This is a genomic window from Rhodanobacter ginsenosidimutans (genome assembly GCF_042655685.1).
GTDB classification, from domain to species: Bacteria; Pseudomonadota; Gammaproteobacteria; order Xanthomonadales; family Rhodanobacteraceae; genus Rhodanobacter; species Rhodanobacter ginsenosidimutans.
Genome location: NZ_JBHSMM010000010.1, coordinates 1 through 1,474, shown reverse-complemented (window position 1 = coordinate 1,474; position 1,474 = coordinate 1). Strand labels below are relative to the sequence as shown.

Genomic DNA, 1,474 nt, shown 5'->3' with positions numbered 1-1,474 from the left:
CTGAAGACTCATGTCGCCGCCTCCCGCGCTTGGCGGTACGTTGGAACTACCACGGTTTCAACGTCGCCCAGCGACAGGAGGCAGCCATGTCACTTTACGCAGCCATCGATTTGCATTCCAGCAACAGCGTGTTGGCCGTCATGGATGGCGACGGCAAACCGGTGCTGCGGTGTCGACGACCCAACGATTTGCCGCGCCTGCTCAGCGACCTTGCGCCATACCGGGACGATGTGGTCGGCGTGGCGGTGGAGTCCACTTACAACTGGTACTGGCTGGTCGATGGCCTGATGGATCACGGTTATGTCGTGCACCTGGTCAATACCACCGCGATCCCGCAGTACGACGGACTCAAGCACGGCGACGACGACAGCGACGCCCTCCATCTGGCCCAGCTGATGCGGCTGGGCCTGCTCCCCGAAGGCTACATCTATCCGCGCGAACAACGTGGCACACGCGACTTGCTACGCCGTCGCTTCAGCTTGGTGCGGCAGGCGGTGCGTTTGATGCTGTCGATCCAGTCCAGCTTCAGTCGCAGCACCGGCAAACAGCTATCGGCCAACAAGCTACGACAGCTGTCGCCGTCGCAGCTTGTCGACCTGTTTCCCGAGCTCTCCACCCGCTACGGCGTGCTGATCCAGTTCAAGCTGTGGATGACAGTGCAGGATCAGATCAAGGCACTTGAAACGTGGATTCGCAATGATCTGGCACGACCGGATTTGCTGGCGCGTCTGCAGAGTGTGCCGGGCATTGGCCCGATCCTGGGCATGACGATCCTGCTGGAGAGTGGCGCCATCGAGCGCTTCGAATCTGTCGGCGACTACGCCTCGTACTGTCGCATGGTCGAGAGCGTGCGACTGTCCAACGGCAAACCGAAGGGGCACGGCAATCGCAAGTGCGGCAACCGATATCTGTGCTGGGCGTTCATGGAGGCGGCAAACTATGCCGTGCGCTACGACCCGCTGGTTCGACGCTGGTACGAGCGCAAGCGGGCGCGCAAACATCGCGTCGTCGCCATCAAGGCGGTCGCGCACAAGCTGGCACGCGCCTGTTACCACATGCTGCACGAAGGCACGACGTTCGATCTCACGCGTGCCTTCGGCTGATCACGCTGACGGTCGCAGGCCGGAACTGGGGTTTGGCTTCGAGCCAGTCACTCTGAAAGGTCGCGACCGTCGGCACCCGTGTTGTACGCAGGACCGCACGCGGACCGAGCCACCAAGGGGTGGGCCATGAGCCCGTGATTCTGTGCCACGCATGACGTGCACCTGGACGGGATCCGCGATGACCGATGAGTGTTTGGCAAGCAGCAAGGGCCGCTAACGCGGTTCTAACCAGAACGGTGACTGGCGCGATCTTGGCACCGCATGAAACACAGCGGCTGGTGGTCAGCGACAAGACGGGCACCTACTCCTCGCGATCACCGGGGAAGAGCAAGTGCGGGCCTATTGACTACGGACGGCGAAATGGTGACCCC

1 protein-coding gene is annotated in these 1,474 nt (G+C 62.1%); it reads left to right on the top strand.

Features of this window, described 5'->3' with window-relative positions:
• The first annotated feature begins 86 nt into the window (after positions 1-86).
• Complete coding sequence (locus ACFPK0_RS16880; protein WP_377342424.1) at positions 87-1,103, top strand: IS110 family RNA-guided transposase; 1,017 nt, start codon at positions 87-89, stop codon at positions 1,101-1,103.
• The last annotated feature ends 371 nt before the right edge of the window (positions 1,104-1,474 follow it).

Excerpts from the sequence above, each read along its gene's own strand:
- ACFPK0_RS16880 (WP_377342424.1), top strand. The coding sequence starts at position 87 with ATGTCACTTTACGCAGCCATCGATTTGCATTCCAGCAACAGCGTGTTG.